This window comes from Paludisphaera soli (genome assembly GCF_011064595.1).
Classification (GTDB): domain Bacteria; phylum Planctomycetota; class Planctomycetia; order Isosphaerales; family Isosphaeraceae; genus Paludisphaera; species Paludisphaera soli.
Genome location: NZ_JAALJI010000030.1, coordinates 21517 through 34767, shown reverse-complemented (window position 1 = coordinate 34767; position 13251 = coordinate 21517). Strand labels below are relative to the sequence as shown.

The window sequence follows — 13251 nt, the reverse complement described above, 5'->3', positions numbered from 1 at the left end:
ACCCGGATAATGTCGAGATGTCCATCTAGTCGTCCAGGTATTCTAGCAGATCAGGGCAAGATTCCGAGAGTCCCTTCAGAAAGATGAAGACGGCAGCCGTCGATACAATCCGAACCGGGAACGACGGGGCGGCTTCCGGGTCGGACCGACCGGTCTCGGGCCGAAGGGGATCAGCGGACCGTGCTGTTCACGGCGCCTTCGATCTGGGTGAAGGCCGGGACGTCTTCCGGGTTGGTGCTCCGCCAGCCGAATCGCGAGGAGCGGCGGGCGGGCTCGCTGACCACAACGCGAGGCTTGGCGCGGCCGTCGTCGACCACGGTCGAGCGGGCGCCCACGGCGGGGGAGTCGACGTCGACCGTGCTGGGGACCTCGCAGACCGGGCCGACGGTCACGTTGCTGGGCAGGACCGTCCCCACGCCCGGCGGGCAAGGCCCCGCGCCGGAGGAACCGTAGTAGTAGTGGTGCTGGTGACATCCCAGGCCGCCGATGCAGACGGCCGCGAGGGCGGCGACGGCCAGCGATCGCCGCACGAGGCGTTGGAGAGAGCGGGCGTTTCTCATGGCGAATCTCCCGTGGCGACGACCCGGTCGAGACGACCTCGCGAGGCGGCCGCCGTCGGCCTTCTCCCCGCGTTGCGCGACCCGATATCGACGTCCGTATCCCGACCCAGCCGGCGCGACGCCGCCCGGGAAGAACCGATCATCTGCTGAGTTGAGCCGCGCGCGAGCCGAGGGAGTGGACGCGAAGATGGGGCCCCGGCCGACCTCCTGTCGGCCCTGGTCAGCCCGGACTTTATCGAATCCCCCCGGATCGGCCAAGGCCGTTTGCCACGCGCGGCCCAAGGGGCGGAACCACGTTCGGGCGGAGTCTTTCCTAAGCGGGGGCGAGAGCCGGAAAGCGGAAGGGGGCAGGACGTCCACCGCCGCCGCGCCCGAGCCTCGCGGTTTAAAAAGGTGTAAGAAGTCCGCCGCCTGCTCCGTTCCTTCCAGCCCCGTCGCGAGGTATCCTCGGAGCGATCCGGGGACGGCGAAGCGCCTCGCTCCGCCCCTTCCCGCACGACAGGGCCAAGATAATAGGGGGACGCCGATGACCGCCGCGCTCACTTCCTCGGTCGGCCGTCGGGGCGTGAACTCCCCCGCCGACGCCAGGACCGTCCAGGCCCTTTTGAATCAACATCGAGCGAGACCGATGCTCCCGCTCGCGGTGGACGGCAAGGTCGGCGAGAAGACGATCGCGGCCATCGAGGAGTTTCAGAAGCGCGTGGCGGGGATGTCGTCCCCTGATGGTCGCGTCGATCCGAACGGGGCGACCTGGAAGGTGCTGGTCGGCGGCCGCCCCTCAACCGCCGCTCCGACGACGCGGATCGTGACGCCCATATCGGTCGTCTTCAAGCACGGGTTCAAGAAGCCCACGGGGGTCCGGGGCCTGCCCGGGGCCGAGGTCAAGACGACCGCCACGCGGTACGAGTCGACCGTGACGGTTTCCGGAGGCGTCGCCGGCAGCTTCAAGGGTTCGATCTATCCGGACGACATGACGGTGAAGGGGAGGCTGAAGGACGGCTCCCACGACCTGTACCTGGGCTTCCACAAGCCCGGCGTGCCGAAGGCCGAGGATCTGGTCGTCCGGACCAACGGCTTCCGCGCGGTCCTGGTCGTCAACGCGAACAGGTCGGTCCCGGTCTCGAGCAACCTGTCGTCCAAGCAGACCTCGGACGGGATCCACATCCACAACGGTTACAATACCTGGACGCCCGACGTCGCCATGTCGGAGGGCTGCCTGATCCTGGCTCCCTCCGACTGGCCGGGATTCATCAAGCTCTTCCTCGACGCCTTCCCCGACATCGCCGACTGGACCGCGGGGGGCGGGCGGCTGGGGAAGCGCATCGGCAGCGTTTCGGTCACGCCGTGAAGGGGGGGCCGGGGTCGTTCAATCGCGGCGCCGCAGGGCGCGGTCGATGTCGCGCTTGGCTTCCTGCTTCTTGACGGCCTCCCGCTTGTCAAAGGTCTTGCGGCCCTTAGCGATGAAGAGCTCGACCTTGGCCATCCCCTTCTTGAAGTAGATCGCCAGCGGGATGAGGGTGAGCCCGCGCTCGTGGGTCCGGCCGGCGAGCTTCTCGATCTCGCGACGGTGCAGCAGCAGCTTGCGCGACCGCTTGGGGACGTGGTTCATCCGGTTGGCTTGCAGATACTCGGGGATGTCACAGCCGTTGAGCCAGACCTCGCCCCGGGTGATCTCGGCGTAGGCGTCCTCCAGGTTCGCCTTGCCGTTGCGCAGGCTCTTCACCTCGGTGCCGGTCAGGACGATGCCGGCCTCGACCTTCTCGATCAGGTCGTAGTCGTGCCGCGCGCGACGGTTCCGGGCGACGATCTTGACGGCGTCCGGATCGTCCTTTCCCTTGCCGGCGGACTTCCCCGCGTCTTTCTTGGCCATGATCTCGACGGCGCCCCGTTCTCGATTCGTGAAGCCTTGATTGGTCCGGCCCCAGGCCGACGCTCAGGCCCGGGTGGCCCGGCAGGTGACGACCGCCTCGGCGACGATGGCCGCGGGGTCGGTCGACTCGGGGACGAGGACGGGCCTGGGGAAGCCGGCCTCGCGGATCGCGTGGGCGTCGCGGCCGATCAGGACCACGAACGTCGGCGGCAGGGCGCGGTCGACGGCCGATTCGGCGGCCCGCTCGTAGGTGAACAGGTTCCAGACCCCTTTCCAGAGCCCGTGGTCGGCCCGAGGTTCGCCGGCCTCCATCGCCTCGGCCCGGTGCACGTCCAGGTCGAGCGAGAAGTCGGCGGCGAGCCAGCGGTCGCCCAGCCCGGCGTGGGCCCAGCGCGACATGGGCATGCGATGGGCGATCGCCCGGACCTCGGCGAAGAGCCGGTCGCGAGGATGCGCGGGCGATCCCCACTCCGCATCCCCCCGCAGGTCGGCCCGGCGGATCGGCTCGGCGTCGAGGGCCTCGACGAGCCCTTCATGCACTTTCGACGCCAACTCCACGGCCTCGGGGTCGTCCGGGTGGGCGGCCACGGCGACGAGGCTGGGGCGACGGTCCAGGTTGGCCAGCAGCTCGTTGACCGTCAGGTTCGTCAGCGGGTCGAGCGACCAGGGGGCGATCTCGACGGCCGGCACCAGCGCGAATCGGCGGAAGGTCAGCCGGGGGTGGGGGACGACGACCTGGGGCGTCCGCCGCACCTCTTGGCCGTAGAGCAGCAGGTCCAGGTCCAGGGTCCGCGACCCCCAGCGTTCGTCGCGCACCCGTCCCAGGCGGGCCTCGATCTCGTGGAGCCGCTCCAGCAGGGTCAGCGGGTCGACGGCGGGCTCGGTGAGGACCGCCGCGTTGAGGAACGGGGCCTGGCCCGGGGGTCCTCCGACGGGAGTCGTCTCGTAGTAGTGGCTGACCGTCCACACGTGGACGTGCGGGGTCGCCTTCAGGGCCTCCACCGCGGCGTCCAGGGTGGCCTCGCGGTCCCCCTGGTTGCTCCCCATCCCGATGATCGCCAGCGAGCCCTCGCTGCTCATGCCGTCCTCGATTCGCGGGCCGACTTCGGGTCGGCTTGACTTTACAGGGAGAGCTTGCCGATGCGGTCGGCAGCTTCCAGCAGGCGCGGGGTCTCGACCGTAAGCGAGACGCGGATGTAGCCGTCGGCCGATCGGCCGAAGCCCAGGCCCGGCGTCGTCACCACGTCGGCCTCTTCCAGGATCCGGGCGCAGAGGTCGCTCGACGTGTAACCCTTCGGGCAGGGGATCCAGACGTAGAAGGTCGCGTCGGGCGAGGGGACGTCCCACCCTTGCTTCTTCATGGCGCCGACGAACGCGTCGCGACGCTCCTTGTACAGGGCGCGGATCGGCGGGGTCAGCTCGTCGTACCGGTCGAGGGCCGTCTTGGCGGCGAACTGGATCGCGGTGAAGATGCCCGAGTCGCAGTTGGCCTTCACCTGCTTGAGGGCCGCGATCAACGGCGCGCCGCCGATCGCGAAGCCGACGCGCCAGCCGGTCATGTTGAACGTCTTCGAGAGGCTGTGGAACTCGATCGCCACGTCCTTCGCGCCCGGGACCTGCAGGATGCTGGGGGCGGGGTCGCCGTAGTACATCTCGTTGTAGGCGGCGTCCTGGGCGATCGTGAAGTTGTGGTTCTTGGCCAGGTCGATGACCTGCCGGAAGTAGGCCAGGTCGGCCGTGCCGCCGGTCGGGTTGTTCGGGAAGTTGAGGAACATCAGCCGGGCGAGCGCGTAGACGTCGTGCGGGATGGCGTCGAGGTCGGGGCGGAAGCCCAGCGACCGCTCGAGCGGCATCGTGTAGACGTCGGCCCCGGCGAACTGGCTGGCCGAGCGGTAGACCGGGTAGCAGGGGTCGGGGACCAGGCTGATCTCGCCGGGGTTGAGCACCGCAAGCGGAAAGTGGGCCAGGCCCTCCTTCGAGCCGATCAGCGGCAGGATCTCGGTCTCGGGGTCGAGGTCCAGGCCGTACCGGGCCTTGCAGAACGACGCGATCGACTTCCGCAGCTCGGGCGAGCCCTGGTCGAGGGCGTACTGGTGGAACGCGGGGTTCTCGACGTTCTTCTGGAGGCTCTCGATGATCGGCCGGGGGGTGGGGCGGTCGGGGTCGCCCACGCCGAGGTTGATGACGTCGCGACCGGCGGCGATGGCGGCTTTCTTCTTCTTGTCGATCTCGGCGAACAGGTACGGCGGGAGCTTCTGGAGCCGCTGGGACTTCTCGAACGGGGTGGTCGCCATCGCGTCTAGCCTCGAAATCGACGTCAAAGGATCGTGCGGCCCCCCAGTGTATCCCCGGCCCGCCGATCCAACAACTGGCCCGCGGCGGGGCGTCGGGGGTCCGGGGGGCGGCGGACTCGCTTGTATTCGTCGGGGTCCGGCATTCTAATGGAAGCGTCCGCCCGACAGGTGCTCCCGTCCTCCGTTCACCGAGGGGGGGGAGAGAATAGGGAAGCCGGTGAGAATCCGGCGCGGGGCCGCCGCTGTGATCGGCCAGGCCCCGGACGTCGCGCCACTGCCGCAAGATGCGGCGGGAAGGCCGTCCGGGACCGTCACGAGCCGAGAGCCAGAAGACCTGCCCGTCGGGATCGTGAATCCTGCGCGACCGAGACGGTCGCGCCCATCAAAGACGTCGCCCGGCCCGGCGGAAAGGTCTGCCTCGATGTCCCCTGCTCTCGATGCTCCCCTCGCGACCCGGCCCCTCGGCCGGACCCCGGCGGCCGCGCGCCGACTCGTCTCCCCGACAGGGGGGCTTCGTCCGTGACGATCAGCCCCTGCATCGGCTTCTGCCGCCTCGACGCCGCGTCGGGCCACTGCCTCGGCTGCGCCCGCACGGCGGCCGAGATCGCCGCCTGGCGCGACGCGCCGGCCGCGTTCCTGGAATCGGTCTGGGCGGACCTGCCCGATCGCCGGGCCCGCATGGGCGTGGGCCTGCATCGCCTCAAGTGGACTCGCGGCGACCTGATGGGATTCATCGCCGGCACCCTGGAGCCCGGCGGCGGGACCTGGGCCTTCGGCAACTTCGGAGGGGCCTCGGAGTTCCGCGTGGAGCCGGGAGACGCGGGCGGCCTGGACCGGCTCGGGCCGACGCGGCTGGAGGCTCGGACGCCCCGCGCCTCGGTGCGGTTCGACGTCCCCGATCAGGTCCGCGTGCTGACCCCGACGGCGGCCGGCGAGGATCCGACGCGGGCCCCGCTCGTGATGGCGATCCCCCGCCCCCGGCACGTCCCCCGCCCGGGGCTGGCGGCCCTCGGGCCCGATCGCGACGCGGTCGACCCCCGCGATCGCGACGCCCGCCTGTACGACCTGGGCCTGGTCGCCCGAGGCGCGGCGTTCTGCCTCCGGACGGACGACCCCGAGCTGATCCGAGGCCTGGACGACTGCCTCGGCCTGGAGTGGCCCGACCTCTTCGCCGGGATGGGCCGTCGGATCGTCGCGTCCTCGCCGGCCCGGGTGATCCTGGGTCCGGTGGGCCGCGTCGAGGCCCTGGGGCCGATCGCGGCGATCGACGACGAGCCCCTGGCGCCGATCCAGCTCGCGGGGGACCGCGACGTCCCCAACGGCCTGGAGACGCTCGACGCCCTCACGCCCTGCGCGTACTACTTCCCCGACGGCACGGCGATCGAGGGCCTCGCGCCGTGAGCGACCGCAACGTCCGCGTCGTGTTGCTGCTGACGATCCTGCTCGCGGTCGGGGTCGCCAGCCTGGGCGTCGGCGCCGTGCGGCTCTCGCCCGTCGAGATCGTGGCCGCCCTCTCGGGCCGGAGCCCGGCGGCGGCGCAGCACGAGACGATCGTCTGGGAGCTGCGGCTGCCCAGGGTGATCCTCGCGGGCCTGGTGGGCCTGGCGCTCGGCGCCGCCGGGGCCGCGTACCAGGGACTCTTCCGCAACCCGCTCGCGGACCCCTACGTCATCGGGGCGTCGACCGGCTCGGCCCTCGGGGCGACGTTGGTGATCGTCACGGCGGGGCAGGCGGGGGGCCTCGGCTTCGGGGCGGTGCCGTTAGGCGGGTTCCTCGGGGCCGTGGGGGCGGCCGGGCTCGTCTACGCGTCGACCGCCTGGTGGGGCCCCGCGCCGATCGTCTCGCTGCTGCTGGCGGGGTCGGCCGTCAGCAGCTGCCTGGGGGCGATGGTCTGGCTCCTGATGGTGCTGCACGACCAGGAACTGGCCCGGATCGTCTCCTGGCTGATGGGGAGCCTCCAGGGGCGGGGTTGGCCGGCGCTGATCGGCGGCGGGCCTTACATCGTCGTGGGTTTCCTGGGCCTCTGCGCGCTGGCCCGGCCGCTCGACGCGCTCTCGCTCGGCGAGCAGCCGGCGCGGGCGCTGGGGCTCCCCTTGAAGCCGATCAGCGGGCTCATCGTGGCGGCGGCCAGCCTGGCGACGGCCGCGGCGGTGGCCGTGGCGGGGGTCATCGGCTTCGTCGGCCTCATCGCCCCGCATCTGGCGCGGGCGCTCGTCGGCGCGAGGCACCGCTACCTCATCCCCGCCAGCGGCCTGACCGGCGCGATCCTGCTGGTCCTGGCCGACGACCTGGCGCGCACGATCGCCGCGCCGATCGAGCTGCCGGTGGGCGTGCTCACGGCCATCCTCGGCGGGCCGTTCTTCCTGGTCGTGCTGCGGAGGTCCGTGCGATGAGCGAGCCCCGCCTGCGGGCCGAAGGGCTGGCCTGCGGCTACGGTCGGGGGCTGCCCGACGTGCTGACGGACGTCGACCTCACCGTCGAATCCGGCGAGGTCCTGGCGCTCCTGGGCCCGAACGGCTCGGGCAAGACGACGCTCCTGCGGACGCTGGCCCGGCTGCTTCCGCCTCGCGCCGGCTCGGTCCGGGTCGACGGCGAAGACGCCTGGCGTCGCGGCCGGGCCTGGACTCACCGCCGCGTCGCGATCGCCCTTCAGGACGACCCGCAGGGCTCGCGGCTGACCGTCGACGAGGTCGTCCGACTCGGCCGCGCGGCGCATCGCGGCTGGTGGCTGCCGATGACCCACGACGACGGGGCCGTCGTCGACCGCGTCCTGGAACGCACCCGCCTCGCGGCGATGCGCGACCGCCCGGTCGACCGCCTCTCGGCCGGCGAATGGCAGCGCGTGGTGCTGGCCCAGGCGCTCGCCCAGGAGCCTCGGGTGCTGCTGCTGGACGAGCCCACCGCCCACCTGGACTGGAATTTCCAGTCGGAGATCCTCGAACTCGTCGACCATCTGGCCCGCGACCAGGGCCTGGCGGTCGTGGTGAGCCTGCACGACTTGAACCAGGCTTCCACCTGGGCCGACCGGATCGCCCTGCTGGCCGAGGGCCGCCTGCTGGCGATCGGCGAGCCCGACGCCGTGCTGACCGCCGACATCCTCGGCCGAGCCTACCGCTGCCCCGTCCTGGTCGACCGCCATCCCCTCACCGGGACCCCGATGGTCCTTCCCACGCCTCGGACCCGCCGACCGAACGAACCCGTGAGGATGCCATGAGTTGCGAGCTGTGCGTGATCGCGGGGGGAAAGTCCGTGGCCGAACGTCCTTCCCCCCTGGTGGGGGAAGGTGGCCCGGAGGGCCGGATGAGGGGAATTATCAAGTCGGACGACGCGAGGAAGCGACGCCTGATCGAGGTGCCCCCCTCATCCGGCCTTCGGCCACCTTCTCCCACGAGGGGAGAAGGACGATCCGCGACCGCCCGTCGGATTCTCCGGTGGTGCTCGTCCTCATCCGGCCCTCGGGGATGGGCGGCGACGGCGGTCGTGCTCCTCGCGACGGCGGGCTGCGGCTCGCACGACGAGAAGGCGGCGACCTCCTCGCCGGTCGCGGCGGCGAAGGTCGCGACGCCGGGCTCGGTCTGGCCGGTGGAACTGGTCGACTCGCTGGGTCGGACCGTCCGGGTTGAGAAGCCGGCGGAGCGGGTGGTGTCGCTCGCGCCGTCCAATACCGAGATCCTGTTCGCCGTCGGGGCGGGCGGATCGGTCGTCGGCGTGACGATGATGGACGACTTCCCGCCCGAGGCCAAGGAGCGGACGTCGGTCGGCGGCATGGCGCCTTCGAGCATCAACCTGGAGACGCTCGCGGCGCTTCGTCCCGACCTGGTTTTGGCGACGGGGGGGGTGCAGCAGCCGATCGTCGAGCCGCTCGAACGCCTAGGGGTGGCGGTCGTGACGCTCGACGCCGAACGGCCGGAGGACGTGGCCTCCAACATCCGGACCGTCGGCCGGCTGACGGGCCGCGACGCCGAGGCCGAGGCGGTCGCGTCCGCGTTCGAGGCTCGCATCGCCGGGGTGCGCCGGCGCGTGGCCGATCGCGGCGACGCGAGGCGGCCGAAGGTCCTCTACCTGCTGTACGACGAGCCCCTGATGACGGTCGGGCCGGGGACCTTCCTGGGCCGGATGATCGAGGCGGCGGGGGGGGAGAACGTCTTCGCCGACGTCGCGGCCCGCTATCCGACACCCAGCGACGAAGAGGTCCTCGTCCGCGCGCCCGAGATCGTCCTCGCCACCTTCGGGCTGATGGGTGGCGGCGGGCGGTCGGGGGAGGAAGGGCGGCGGCGGCTCCTCGCGCGCCCGGGATGGGCCGACGTGCCCGCCGTCCGCGACCGGCGCATCGTCGCGCTCGACGAGGACCTGACCACCCGCGTCGGCCCCCGGCTCGCCGAGGGCCTCGAGGCGATGGAGAGGGCGCTCAGACCGGAGGCGGCGTCGGGGGAGGGAGCCGCACCTCCTTCTCCTTGAACTTCTTCCTGAGGCGACGCAGGAACTCGCGCTTGACGTTCCACTGCTGGAGCGGGAGCGTCTTGATGGAGAAGAGGATGACCACGGCCGTGTCGGTCAGCGAATCGACGCCCATCATGTTCAGGTCGTCGACGATCATGAGCCGCAGCGCCGGGTCCTGGCGAAGCTCCTTGCCGAGATCCTGGATGAGCGCGATGACGCGGTCGACGTCCTCGTCCCAGGCGATCCTCACGTTGAAGACGGCGACCGACCAGCCGTGGGTCATGTTGACGACCGAGGTGGTGGAGCCGTTCGGGAGGAAGTGGAGCGCCCCCTCGGAGTCGCGCAGGGCCGTCATGCGGAGGGTGATCTGCTCAACCTGGCCGCTGTGGTCGCCGATCTTGACCACGTCTTTGAGCTTGTACTGGTTCTCCAGCAGGATCATGAACCCGTAGAAGAAGTCCTTGATGAGGTTCTGGGCGCCGAAGGCCACGGCGACGCCCGCCACGGCGGCGCCGCCGAGGAGCGGGGCCACCGGGATGCCCACCTGGCTCAGCAGGGTCGACCCGCCCCCCAGCAGCACCACGACGCTCCCGGTGTTCTGGAGCACGCTGACGAGCGTCTCCATGCGGTTGTCGCGCTCGGCCTTCGACCCTCGGATGCCTCGCGAGGCGAAGATCTGCACGAGCTTGTGCGAGTAGCGGCTGACCAGCACGTAGAGCAGGCTCATGACGACCAGCGTCCCCAGGATCGGGGGGGCGTTCGCGAGGAGCCAGGCCTTGATGTTCGGCGTGGAGAAGGGGCTCTGCAGGGCCTCCACCTTCTCCTGCGTCTGGTCCAGGACGTCCCGGGCCGATCGCGCGCGGAGGTTGGTCCTCTGCAGGGCGTCGACGACGAGCTTGCGCTCCTCGACCATCTCGTCATACCGGGCCCGGAGCCGCTTGGAGTCCTCGGACGAGTCGCGGACGAGCCGATTGAGGACGCCGAGGGCGTCGGGATCGTCGTGCGTCCAGGCCTGCAGCGCGGTCGAGGGCTTCTCCTCCGCCATCGCGGCGATCAGGAAGTCGCGGGTCCTGGAGGCGTTCTCGACGCTCCGTTGGGCGACGTCGGACAGCTGGCCGACCAGCTCGATCGAGCGGGCCAGGTTCTGCATCCGCGCGTCGAGCGTCATGGTCCGTTCCTGGAGCTTCTGGACGGCCGTGCTCTTGGCCTCCAGCTCCTTCTTGGCGGAGATCAGCTCCTTGCTCGGCGGCAGCTTGGCCTTCGCCGGCTCGGCCTCGGATTTCTCGGCCGCGTCCTTCGATTCGACCTTGGCCGCGGCGTCCTTGGCGGTCTCGCCCCCGGCCTCGGCCTTGGCGGCGGCCGGCTTCTCCTGGTCCTGGGCGTCGACCGCCTTGGGTACGAGGGGGACGCCCGGGACGATCGGGATCTCGACCGCCGGCGGTTTGTCCGTCTCGGCGGCGGGGGGCGGGGGGGCCGCCGGGTCTGTCGGCGCGGTGCGAGCGGGGGCCGAGGCCGGCTCGTCGGGGGCGAGCGGGTCGAGGAACCGGGCCAGGTCGCCGGTGGCGAGGACCGCGGCGAGCCGCTGACGGTCGTGGGAGAGGACGTTCCGGAGGATGTCCACCCGCTCCAGCATCAGCATCCGGGCGCGAAGATCCAGGTTGAGGCGCTCGCGGGCCAGCTCCCACGGCTCGCGAAGGCTTGCCGACTGCCGGGCCAGCTCCTCGGCGCGGGGGCCCTGACCCTCGGCGAGCGCCTTCTTCCTCTCGCGTTCGAGGCTCTTGAGCAGGTCGTCGAGGTGCTGGAAGACGTCGCGCGCCCGCTCGGCCTCGTCGCGCTCGGCGAGTTTGGGCTCCAGGTCGTCCAGCTCGCGCTGATTGCCGCGGATGATCCGCTCCAGCATCGCCACGACCTCCGCCGCCGACAGGTGGATCGGCTCGCCGGTGGCCGGATCGGCGACGGTCGGTTCGGTGTCCAGGGGGCCGGCGGCGGGGCGGGAAGCCGGATCGGCGCCCGTGGCGGGTGCAAGCTTGGCCAGGCGCTCGGACGTGAAATACTCGCAGCCCGACGCGGCGACCAGGAGAATGGCCGCGACGACGGAGGCCCGGGAGAGCTGGGCGACGGCCCTCGGGACGAGGCGGGGGGCGGTTTTTGCGGGCGACGATGACAACGGCGACCTCGATGGATGATGGCGCGGCGGCGGATTTCCACGAAAACGGGGTGGGTGGTCGTCGGCGACCGACTATACAGTGGCTCCAGACGGTCCGACCAGGGCTGCAAGTGCAGTGCCAGATCGGCCCCCCGCCGGGACCCCCGCCCATGCCCAGGACCCTGAAGCTCTTCAAGCCCTACGACGTGCTCTGCCAGTTCACCGACGAGCAGGGGAGGCCCACGCTGGCCGACCACGTGGCGATCCCGGGCGTCTACGCCGCCGGCCGGCTCGACCGCGACAGCGAAGGGCTGCTGCTGCTGACCGACGACGGCACGCTGGCCCACCGGCTCACCGACCCGAGGTACGAGCACCCCAAGACGTATCTCGTCCAGGTCGATCGAATCCCCGACGCCGCCGCGCTCGGGGCGCTCCGCGGCGGGGTGCCGCTCCCGGACGGCCCGACCCGGCCGGCGGAGGTCGAGCTCCTGGACGAGCCGCCGGACCTCCCCGAGCGCCCCGTCCCGATCCGGTTCCGCAAGAACGTGCCGACCTCGTGGCTCCGGCTCACGCTCCGCGAGGGCCGCAACCGCCAGGTGCGGAGGATGACCGCCGCGGTGGGCCATCCCACGCTCCGACTCGTCCGCTGGTCGATCGGCGGCGTCACGATCGAGGGCCTCGCGCCCGGCGCCTGGGCCGACCTCTCCCCCGAGGAAGACGAAGCGCTCCGCACCCTCCTGCCGCCGTTCCCACCCCGCAGGCCTCCCCTCACCGACCGCCGGCCCGCTCCGTAATTCTGAACGGGCGTCGACCGGACCGAAGGATCGCCGGCTCGGATTTCAGGACCGAGCGGCCCGAACGTGAAAGTTTCGCCCCGGTTCGCCGTATCATTCGTGCTGCGGCGATGTCCGGCCGGCGGCGTGCGCCCGGCCGGCCGGGAGGCGACGACCGCCTGCATGGCCGCGGAGAGATGGCGAGGATCGGAGAACCGACCTATGACGTCGACGTCTGACGAGGTCTTCCGTTACCGGGCCGTGAGATCCCGGGGGGTGTCGCTGGAGGAGGACCCGGAGCCCATGATTCAGCAGCAGCTCGCGCGGCTCAAGTTCTTCGAGCGGACCGTCGGGACCGAAGGCCGCTCCGTCCTCGATTGGGGGTGCGGCACGGGCTACAACTGCGCCTGGCTCGCGACCACGGGGCGGGCCAGGGAAGCTGTCGGGTTCGACGTCTCCGCAGACTCGATCGCGATCGCCGCCGAGGCCGCGCCGGAGGTCGAATTCCTCGTCGCCGACTCGTGCGACCCCGACCTGCACATCCGACCGGGCCGATGGGACCGCATCCTCAGCTGCGAGGTGCTCGAACACGTCCCGGACATGCCGGAGTTCCTCGCCAATATGCGGCGCCACCTCGCCCCGGACGGCGTCGCCTTCGTCAGCACGCCGAATCGCCAGGTCTTCTCCCTGGGGCACGAGCCCTCCCCGATGAACAAGGAGCACATCAAGGAGCTGCAGCTCGACGAATTCCACGAGCTGGTCGGGCGGTACTTCTCGGACGTCACCATCTATGGCCAGCAGTTCCGCGACGACGCGCTGCTTGAGGCCTGGAAGGACGACGTCCGCGCCAAGATCGCGAAGCTAGCGGAGGGCACGCGCTGGAAGGAGGCCCGGGCGTCGCGGCTGAAGCGAATCCCCCTGCTGGAGCGGCTTCACCGGGTCGGACCCTTGCGCGCGGCCTGGCGGCAAGCCCGCTGGCGAGCCTGGCCGGCGATCACGTCTCGGCTCCGGCCCGCGACCCCAGGCTACATGCATGGAGATTTCGAGTTCGTGACCGGCGACCTGACCCGGTCCCTCTGGCTCTGCGCCGTCCTGAGACCCTGAGACCGTTCGCGGCTGGCCCGAGGCGTCGTTGAGCGACCGGAGAGATCGGCCGCGGGACGCTGCG

Annotated in this window: 12 protein-coding genes and 1 riboswitch; of the genes, 7 read left to right on the top strand and 5 right to left on the bottom strand. The window is 71.2% G+C overall.

Going from position 1 to position 13251, the window contains the following annotated elements; translation table 11 throughout:
• Nucleotides 1-170: 170 nt before the first annotated feature.
• The gene (locus tag G6O68_RS26640) at nt 171-560 is read right to left on the bottom strand and encodes a hypothetical protein (RefSeq protein ID WP_165251893.1); all 390 of its coding nucleotides are present in this window, start codon (nt 558-560) and stop codon (nt 171-173) included.
• On the opposite strand from G6O68_RS26640, the gene G6O68_RS33650 reads away from it, so the two are divergent.
• Nucleotides 487-1908 carry a peptidoglycan-binding domain-containing protein gene (locus G6O68_RS33650; RefSeq protein ID WP_390625395.1) on the top strand — a complete coding sequence of 474 codons (1422 nt, stop codon included), beginning with the start codon at nt 487-489 and terminating at the stop codon, nt 1906-1908. The genes G6O68_RS26640 and G6O68_RS33650 overlap by 74 nt on opposite strands.
• A gap of 18 nt (nt 1909-1926) precedes the next feature.
• Here G6O68_RS33650 and smpB read toward each other — a convergent pair whose 3' ends face one another.
• From smpB to G6O68_RS26620, 3 genes are all read right to left on the bottom strand, one after another.
• Entirely contained in the window at nt 1927-2430 is a 504-nt protein-coding gene (gene smpB / locus G6O68_RS26630) for an SsrA-binding protein SmpB (protein WP_165251889.1), read from the bottom strand.
• A gap of 63 nt (nt 2431-2493) precedes the next feature.
• Nucleotides 2494-3510 carry a 2-amino-4-hydroxy-6-hydroxymethyldihydropteridine diphosphokinase gene (folK, locus tag G6O68_RS26625; protein WP_165251887.1) on the bottom strand — a complete coding sequence of 339 codons (1017 nt, stop codon included), beginning with the start codon at nt 3508-3510 and terminating at the stop codon, nt 2494-2496.
• Between the two features lie 41 nt (nt 3511-3551).
• Complete coding sequence (locus G6O68_RS26620) at nt 3552-4724, bottom strand: LL-diaminopimelate aminotransferase (protein ID WP_165251885.1); 1173 nt, start codon at nt 4722-4724, stop codon at nt 3552-3554.
• A gap of 149 nt (nt 4725-4873) precedes the next feature.
• A riboswitch (cobalamin riboswitch) is annotated at nt 4874-5080 on the top strand.
• Nucleotides 5081-5243: 163 nt separating this feature from the next.
• On the opposite strand from G6O68_RS26620, the gene G6O68_RS26615 reads away from it, so the two are divergent.
• From G6O68_RS26615 to G6O68_RS26600, 4 genes are all read left to right on the top strand, one after another.
• Nucleotides 5244-6125: a DUF1289 domain-containing protein gene (locus G6O68_RS26615; RefSeq protein WP_165251883.1), complete on the top strand. Its 882-nt coding sequence runs from the start codon at nt 5244-5246 to the stop codon at nt 6123-6125.
• Complete coding sequence (locus G6O68_RS26610; RefSeq protein WP_165251881.1) at nt 6122-7117, top strand: FecCD family ABC transporter permease; 996 nt, start codon at nt 6122-6124, stop codon at nt 7115-7117. Before G6O68_RS26615 ends, G6O68_RS26610 begins: the two co-directional genes overlap by 4 nt.
• Entirely contained in the window at nt 7114-7938 is an 825-nt protein-coding gene (locus G6O68_RS26605; protein ID WP_165251879.1) for an ABC transporter ATP-binding protein, read from the top strand. Before G6O68_RS26610 ends, G6O68_RS26605 begins: the two co-directional genes overlap by 4 nt.
• A 266-nt stretch (nt 7939-8204) precedes the next feature.
• The gene (locus G6O68_RS26600; protein WP_165251877.1) at nt 8205-9182 is read left to right on the top strand and encodes an ABC transporter substrate-binding protein; all 978 of its coding nucleotides are present in this window, start codon (nt 8205-8207) and stop codon (nt 9180-9182) included.
• Here G6O68_RS26600 and G6O68_RS26595 read toward each other — a convergent pair.
• The gene (locus tag G6O68_RS26595) at nt 9133-11331 is read right to left on the bottom strand and encodes a mechanosensitive ion channel family protein (RefSeq protein WP_165251875.1); all 2199 of its coding nucleotides are present in this window, start codon (nt 11329-11331) and stop codon (nt 9133-9135) included. The genes G6O68_RS26600 and G6O68_RS26595 overlap by 50 nt on opposite strands.
• Before the next feature lie 149 nt (nt 11332-11480).
• Here G6O68_RS26595 and G6O68_RS26590 point away from each other — a divergent pair, with 149 nt between their 5' ends.
• Together G6O68_RS26590 and G6O68_RS26585 are read left to right on the top strand one after the other, a co-directional pair.
• On the top strand, nt 11481-12104 hold the full coding sequence (locus G6O68_RS26590; RefSeq protein ID WP_165251873.1) for a pseudouridine synthase: 624 nt from the start codon (nt 11481-11483) through the stop codon (nt 12102-12104).
• Between the two features lie 201 nt (nt 12105-12305).
• Entirely contained in the window at nt 12306-13187 is an 882-nt protein-coding gene (locus G6O68_RS26585; protein WP_165251872.1) for a class I SAM-dependent methyltransferase, read from the top strand.
• Nucleotides 13188-13251 lie beyond the last annotated feature (64 nt).

Excerpts from the sequence above, each read along its gene's own strand:
- G6O68_RS33650 (WP_390625395.1), top strand. The coding sequence starts at position 487 with ATGCAGACGGCCGCGAGGGCGGCGACGGCCAGCGATCGCCGCACGAGG.
- folK (WP_165251887.1), bottom strand. The coding sequence starts at position 3,510 with ATGAGCAGCGAGGGCTCGCTGGCGATCATCGGGATGGGGAGCAACCAG.
- G6O68_RS26590 (WP_165251873.1), top strand. The coding sequence starts at position 11,481 with ATGCCCAGGACCCTGAAGCTCTTCAAGCCCTACGACGTGCTCTGCCAG.
- G6O68_RS26605 (WP_165251879.1), top strand. The coding sequence starts at position 7,114 with ATGAGCGAGCCCCGCCTGCGGGCCGAAGGGCTGGCCTGCGGCTACGGT.
- G6O68_RS26585 (WP_165251872.1), top strand. The coding sequence starts at position 12,306 with ATGACGTCGACGTCTGACGAGGTCTTCCGTTACCGGGCCGTGAGATCC.
- smpB (WP_165251889.1), bottom strand. The coding sequence starts at position 2,430 with ATGGCCAAGAAAGACGCGGGGAAGTCCGCCGGCAAGGGAAAGGACGAT.
- G6O68_RS26620 (WP_165251885.1), bottom strand. The coding sequence starts at position 4,724 with ATGGCGACCACCCCGTTCGAGAAGTCCCAGCGGCTCCAGAAGCTCCCG.
- G6O68_RS26640 (WP_165251893.1), bottom strand. The coding sequence starts at position 560 with ATGAGAAACGCCCGCTCTCTCCAACGCCTCGTGCGGCGATCGCTGGCC.